The 6,247-nt window shown below is 67.7% G+C and carries 5 protein-coding genes and 2 pseudogenes; 4 read left to right on the top strand and 3 right to left on the bottom strand.

The window, feature by feature from the left end:
- Together PUR53_RS03540 and PUR53_RS03535 are read left to right on the top strand one after the other, a co-directional pair.
- Window positions 1–891, top strand: a pseudogene (locus tag PUR53_RS03540) (hypothetical protein); the annotation flags it as partial.
- Window positions 881–3,385 (top strand): DEAD/DEAH box helicase, encoded by a 2,505-nt coding sequence (locus PUR53_RS03535; protein WP_329907348.1) that lies wholly within the window; start codon window positions 881–883, stop codon window positions 3,383–3,385. The pseudogene PUR53_RS03540 and the gene PUR53_RS03535, both read left to right, overlap by 11 nt.
- Before the next feature lie 75 nt (window positions 3,386–3,460).
- On the opposite strand, the gene PUR53_RS03530 is transcribed toward PUR53_RS03535, so the two are convergent.
- The 3 genes from PUR53_RS03530 to PUR53_RS03520 form a co-directional block, all read right to left on the bottom strand.
- Complete coding sequence (locus PUR53_RS03530; RefSeq protein WP_329907347.1) at window positions 3,461–3,847, bottom strand: hypothetical protein; 387 nt, start codon at window positions 3,845–3,847, stop codon at window positions 3,461–3,463.
- A 42-nt stretch (window positions 3,848–3,889) separates the two neighbouring features.
- Window positions 3,890–4,033, bottom strand: coding sequence for a hypothetical protein (locus PUR53_RS03525; protein WP_329907346.1), 144 nt, complete (start codon window positions 4,031–4,033; stop codon window positions 3,890–3,892).
- An 86-nt stretch (window positions 4,034–4,119) separates the two neighbouring features.
- Window positions 4,120–5,094, bottom strand: a complete 975-nt coding sequence (locus PUR53_RS03520) for a hypothetical protein (RefSeq protein ID WP_329907344.1) — start codon at window positions 5,092–5,094, stop codon at window positions 4,120–4,122.
- Window positions 5,095–5,218: 124 nt separating this feature from the next.
- Between PUR53_RS03520 and PUR53_RS03515 the strand changes: the two genes are divergently transcribed.
- Both PUR53_RS03515 and PUR53_RS03510 read left to right on the top strand, forming a co-directional pair.
- Entirely contained in the window at window positions 5,219–5,341 is a 123-nt protein-coding gene (locus PUR53_RS03515; protein WP_329907342.1) for a hypothetical protein, read from the top strand.
- Window positions 5,342–5,460: 119 nt separating this feature from the next.
- Window positions 5,461–6,048, top strand: a pseudogene (locus PUR53_RS03510) (ATP-dependent DNA ligase); the annotation flags it as partial.
- Window positions 6,049–6,247: the final 199 nt, after the last annotated feature.

The following is a 6,247-nucleotide window of genomic DNA, read 5'->3' as shown; positions in this document are numbered from 1 at the left end:
CCGGAAAGCGAGGAAGAAGAAATGAATTCGAATTCGCTGAGCTTCGAAACGCGCTTTAAAGCGCGCGAGGGAATCCACCGTGAAGTTACCGAAATGACGGCGCAGCAAATCCATGAGCGGTTGGTGGCTGCGGGTGGATTGGAGAATCGCGAGGGTCTGCCGAGGTCGCTCAGTGCGGAGGATCAGCTGGCGGCGGTCCGGCGGAACGAGCTGCGGCGTATCTGGAACCTGATGACCCGTGCGGGGTGGGAGACCTACTCCCCCGAGAGCGATGCGGAGGTGCACCGCTGGCGCCAGGAGCTGGAAAGGTGTCAGGCGGGCGAGAGCGGTGCGGAGGTGCCGGCCCCGGAGCTGATCCGCTACCGGGTCGTGGCGCAGCGGACCGATCCGGCACACCCGGGGGCCGGCACGCTGACGCACTACGCGTATGCGGAGTCGGTGGAGGAGGCCGTGGCGAAGGTGCGCCAGGCGCACGAGAAGCCGGGCGGCGTGTACGGGGATCAGGGCCTGTACCGCGTGGTGGAAGTGGTGGAGGAGAGCTGGGACAGCGAGCTCCGGCAGCAGGAGGAAGCCCGCCGGCGGTACCTGACCACCATCCTGGAGAACGCCACCGCCACCGTGCGCGGCCGTGAGCCGGAGGACCCGGATGCGGACCTGGTCAGCCGCCTGGACGACTTCTTCACCCGTGCCGTCGTCTTCCCCGACCCGCACACCCCCGGCGTACATCCCCGGCCCCACCAGGCCACGTTCGGTTGGACCAGCGAACAGCCTTACATCGAGCACGCCAGCGACCCCGGCCGTGCTCTGGCCCTGTTTCTCCTGGCCTACCTGGACCACTACGGCCTGAGTCTGAGCCTGAGCGATAAAAGGACGGCGGGCGATGACCGATAATCAGCGTGAGGCGGCTCAGCGAGAAGCTATTGACGCTGTTCTCCGTGCTCTGGAATTGCCTGCAAGATCGCTTGTGCCGGAGCGTGGGCTGCGGACTCAGGTGATCATGGCGACCGGGTCGGGCAAGACCCGGGTCGCGGCGCGCAGCTCCGAGGAGCTCCACGCGGGCCGTGTGCTGGTGCTCGTGCCCTCGCTGGATCTGCTCGTCCAGACCGAGACCGCTTGGCGGGAGGCTGGCCGCCGGGGCCCGATGATCGGTGTCTCGTCCCTACGGGGTGAGGAGGCGTCCTTCCCCAACACCACGGACGTGGACGAACTGGTCGACTGGGTACGCCCGTTGGACAAGGTCACGGTGTTCGCCACGTACGCCTCGCTCGGGCTGGGCACGCTGGAGCGCGCCCACGCAGCCGGTCTTCCGGGCTGGGACCTGATCGTGGTGGACGAGGCGCACCGGACGTCGGGGCGGCTGGGCAAGCCGTGGGCGGTCGTCCACGACAACCAGAAGATCCCGTCCCTGCGCAGGTTGTACATGACGGCCACGCCCCGGGTGTGGCAGCTGGACGAGGACTCCGAGGGCGCCCCCGGCGAGCTGGTCGCCTCGATGGAGGACGACCCCGACGGACCGTTCGGGGCCCGCTGCTACACGCTGACGCTGTCGGAGGCGATCGACAGGGGGATCTGCGCGCCGTACCAGGTCGTGTGCGTGGACATCACCGACACCCAGCTCCAGGCCGCGCAGCTCCTGGGCGCTGATGGCCGCTCGGACGAGGTCCGCGGGGCCCGGCTCGCCGCCCTGCAGACTGCGCTGCTCAAGGCGTCCTCGGCGGAGAACTTCAAGCGCACGCTGGTCTTCCACCACGTCGTCAAGGAAGCCGAGGCGTTCGCGGCCGGCCTCCCCCACGTCGCCGCGCAGCTGCACGCCGCCAACCCCGAGCTGTACCCGAAGGTGATCTGGGCGGACTGGCTGTGTGGGGAGCACAAGCCGCTCCACCGTCGGCGTCGGCTGGGTGAGTTCGCCGCCGGGGTCGCTGCGGACGGCACCGTTGTGGAGAAGTGCTTCTTGTGCTCGGTGAAGGTGCTGGGCGAGGGCGTCGACACCAAGCACTGCGACTCGGTCTACTGGGCTGACGTGCGCGGCTCCATGCCCGACCTCGTCCAGGCCGTCGGGCGGGCGCTGCGGATGCAGCCCGGCGAGGGCAAGGTGGCCAGCCTGGTCGTCCCGGTCCTGCTCGGGCCGGGCGAGACGGCCGACAACATGCTGACCTCCCGGGCGTTCGGCGGGTTGGCGAAGCTGCTGGAGGCGCTGAGGGCGCATGACGCCCGGGTGGTGGAGCAGTTGGCGCAGCAGCAGGCGCCGAGCGCCTACAAGCCCGTCCAGAAGGCCGCCCAGGGCCAGGATGGCCGGGGCGAGGGAAAGTCCGGGGGCCCGTCGGCGCCCGCCCGGCGGCTGCTGAAGTTCAGCACGCCGCGTGACCCGGCGCAGCTGGCCGCGTTCATCAACCTGCGGGTCCTCAATCCGGAGCACGAGCACTGGCGGCGCGGCGTGGAGGCCGCCGTCATCTACGCCCGCGAGCACGGCGATCTCAAGGTCCCGTTCACGTACCGCGTGCCCGCCGTCGACGACCAGGAGGCGGAAGCCGAGGGGTGGCCGGCCTCGCTCGCGAACTTCCCGCTGGGGCAGTGGATCGCCGACGCCCGGCGCTTCTATGCCCGCGGGACGCTGGACGAAGAGCGTGTCGAGCAGCTGGAGCGCCTCGGCATGGTGTGGTCGCACTACGACGTCGCGTGGGAGGAAGGCCTCGCGGCGGCGCGCGGGTGGGCTGAGGAAAACGGCCACCTGCTGGCGCCGCTGGACGCCACCTACAAGGGGGCTCGGGTTGGGATCTTTCTGAAGAACGCGCGGGCCGCGGCCCGGAAGGCTGCCGAGATCGAGCAGCGGCGTGCCGAGGGACTCCCGGTCGGGTCGTCGGCCGGCGCGCTGTCGGATGACCGGCGCGAGCAGCTGGAGGAGATCGACCCGTCTTGGTGCCCCACCTGGCCGGTGGAGTGGCAGCGGGCGTTCCACCTCACCCGGCTGCACATCGAGCAGGGCGGCGAACTGCCCACCGAGCCGGGCAAGGTGCTGGTGCAGTCCGAGGACCTCGGGCGGTGGGTGCGCGCCCAGCGTCTGGGCTGGGACAAGCTCACCACCGTGCAGCAGTGGATGTGCGAGCAGGTCCTCGGTATCACCCCCGCGACCGAGGAAGAGAAGCCCCAGCCGCGCCGTACGCAGGCCGACAAGTGGGCCGCCAACCTGGCCGCCGCTACCCAGTTCTACGAGCGTGAGGGCCATCTGAACGTCCCCCGCAAGCACGTGGAGACCGTGCTCTCAGACGAGGGATGGGAACTGCAGTTCCGGCTGGGGGCATGGATCAGCAATCAGCGCTCGCGCGCGGCGACGCTGTCGGAGGACCGGCGCGAGCAGCTGTCCGCGATCGGAATGCGATGGGCGTAGCGCGCAGATGCGGCAGTGGGCTGGGCAGGACTCGTGCCCAGCCCACTGCCGCCGGTGCCGGGATCCCGTCCTTGCTCACAGTCCCGGTTCCTTCGGGTAGACGGGGACACCGTAGCCCTGGTCGCGCAGCCACTCACGGGTCACAGCGGCTCGCTGCCGAAGGGTGAGGTACGTGTCGGCGTCTCCGCCTCCGCCGGAGTGCATAACCAGGGTGTAGCCGTCCTCCATCGCCTGCAGAAACGCGTCGGACACCTCGCCCACAGTGTCTTCGTCCAGTTGCTGCTCCTTGAGCCACCGGGTCAGCCGGTCACTGGCCTGTCGCCACTCTGTCTGGCGCTGGTGGGCATCCGGCGTGCCGACCGCCAGCTCAGCGTTGCGCTTGGCCGCCGTCAGCCGGTCACCGAGGTGGCTGGTGATCGCGAACTGGGCAAGGTAGGCGCGGCGCTGTCCCTCCGGTGTCATGGCATCATCCTGCTGCCTTCACGGGCGCCCCCCGCTGGCGCGCTACGGCAGGTCTTCCAGCCGGGCGAGCAGCCCTGCAGCGGCGGTGACGGCCGCGACGGCGTCGGCTCGGGTCCAGGTGAAGTTCTCGTTGGTGCCCGCGTCATCGCGCGGAGCACCGCTGAAGAGGTTGGCGGCGCTGGCCACCAGGCCATCGTCGTCCTGGTCCGCGCCGTCACCGCGCCGTAGACCAGCCGGCTCCCGCTCCCAGTCACCGAGAATTTTCGCCGTCTTCAGCTGTATGCAACGACGTCCAGGACGTAGTTGTAGGCGTGGGCATGGTGTTTGCCTCCCGCTTGGCAGCTTCCTTCCACGTTGTGCGGCCAGAAGAAGAGTACGTAGCACTTAGTGCAGAAGTGCCAGTCGGACTGCTGCTTCGGGCGAAGCGGGATATCGAACGGTAGGCTGTATTCTCGCCCATTCGGCTCGGCTGAGTGGTGCTTTGACGAAACTGGGCATCGACCCTTACGCGCCCATCCGTCAAAGAATAGGGATCGACAGTCAGCACATCTCCGCCATCCTGGCTCTCGGTTTGGCCCTGCCTGACCAAGGTAGGGGACGCCGAGCGTCCAGCCTGCGACCTCATGCGCTCCATAGTGAGGTACCTCTACGGGCGTGGTATCAACGTCACCCACGCCGCCACCACTAGGCAAGTTCAGGGTGGTGTACGTGACGTTGGCTGGGCAGAGTCCGTCGTCGAAGGAGTAGAAGAGGGATTTACATCTCATGCACGTTCGCCAGGCTGGCTCCACAGGGTTGAAGGAAGCCTTTTCTGCGATCACAAAGCGCGCAGGCACCTTTTTGTTTCCGCCTGCGATGATTCCGTCCGCCAAGTAGAAATCACTATTTGGGCCCGTCAAAGTCAATGAGTAGGTATTTGCACCGGAGAACGGGTTTTCCCAGTAAAGATGAAGATTCGTCCCTTCTTCATCAATGGCGTAATCAATGGTGGCTGTCGTTCCAGTCGCGATACCACCCTCGGAGCTCTTTGTTCCAAATACATCTGATTGGAAGGCGTTGACAGCTCCGGCAGGGAATTGAGCCCATGTGCCGTGTGGAGTGTTCCTTGCTACTTGGCGAACCGTGCGACTTGTCGCGTTGTTGAACTCAACTACCACCGAGCGGGCCGCGTCAGAAAGGATGGATGACACTGTATCAATTACTTCTTTGGCTGCTTTTACTTCTTTCGCCAAGTCCTGGATATTCATGGCGGTTCCCTTTCCGTATGACCTGGTCGAAGTGCGGGCTTCTACTGCGCAGCGTGGCGCTAGTTGCTGGCGAGGCTCCAGATACATACGCCCATTCGAGTGATATGCGCCTGCGTTCGACGCAGTGATCGCCGCGCACCCCGAGGTCGACTGGGAGCAGCTGCGCAGCGTCGGGAAAGGCCGACGCTCCCCGCTCGCCGCCCTGTTGAAGGCCAGGCGACAGGAGAAGGAGGCCGCCGCGGTGTGAGCGGGCGCCACCCGTGTGGGTGATGACAGCCGGGCGGTTCAGCGAGACGCTCAGCAGAAAGTCGAGCACACCCAAGACCACTTCAGGGCCCGGTCGCGCAGCGCGGCCGGGCTCGCGCCATGCGGCGGGACGGCTGTTCCGCAGCAGTTGTGCCGCCCGGGCCGCCTGCTGGCAGCGCGGGAGTACGCCAGCAGGCGGCCGGTGTCCCGAAGGCGCAGGCTGATGGGGTGGAGTGGCCCGTGGACGTCGCCCTCGCGCGGCCCGTGACGCAGCTGCCGACAGGCCCGTCGTGGGCCTACGAAATCAAGGTCGACGGCCACCGGACCGTGCTGTGGCGGACCGAGGACGGCGTCCGGCTGCAGTCGCGGACCGGTCGCGACGTCACTGCGCTCTGGATGGATTTGGCCGTGGCCGCGATGAGCCTGCCGCCCGGCGTGATCCTGGACGGCGAGGCCGTGGTGTACCTCGCCTCCGACGACGGCACCGTGCACATCAGCTTCGCCGCGGCGCAGTCCCGCGCGCTGTCCCGCCCCCGCCGCGCGAGGGAGCTCGCCGACCAACACCCCGCGACGCACGTGGCGTTCGACATCCTGGCCCACCCTGCGGCGGGCTTCCCCGACCTTCGGCCGCGTCCGTACACGGAGCGCCGCCAGGTCCTCCTGGACGTGCTCGCCGACGTCGGTCCGCCGATCGTGCCGGTGTGGTCAACCACGGACCTCGAGGAGGCCCTGCTCTGGTTCGAGACGCTCGAAGGCACCGGCGTTGAGCTTGTTCTTTATCTACCAAGACCTGCCGGGCTTGCCGATGGCCTTGAGGGTCTCGGGGCGTTTGACGGTCTTGCCGACGTCGTAGCGGGGTGCCCGGCGTCTGTTCTTGACACCGGGTGGCCGTCCGGGGCCGGCGCCT

The organism is Streptomyces sp. SP18BB07 (assembly GCF_036322545.1).
Classification (GTDB): Bacteria; Actinomycetota; Actinomycetes; order Streptomycetales; family Streptomycetaceae; genus Streptomyces; species Streptomyces deccanensis.
Note: the sequence above shows the minus strand (reverse complement) of the source record. Positions and strands in the feature narration are given on the sequence as shown.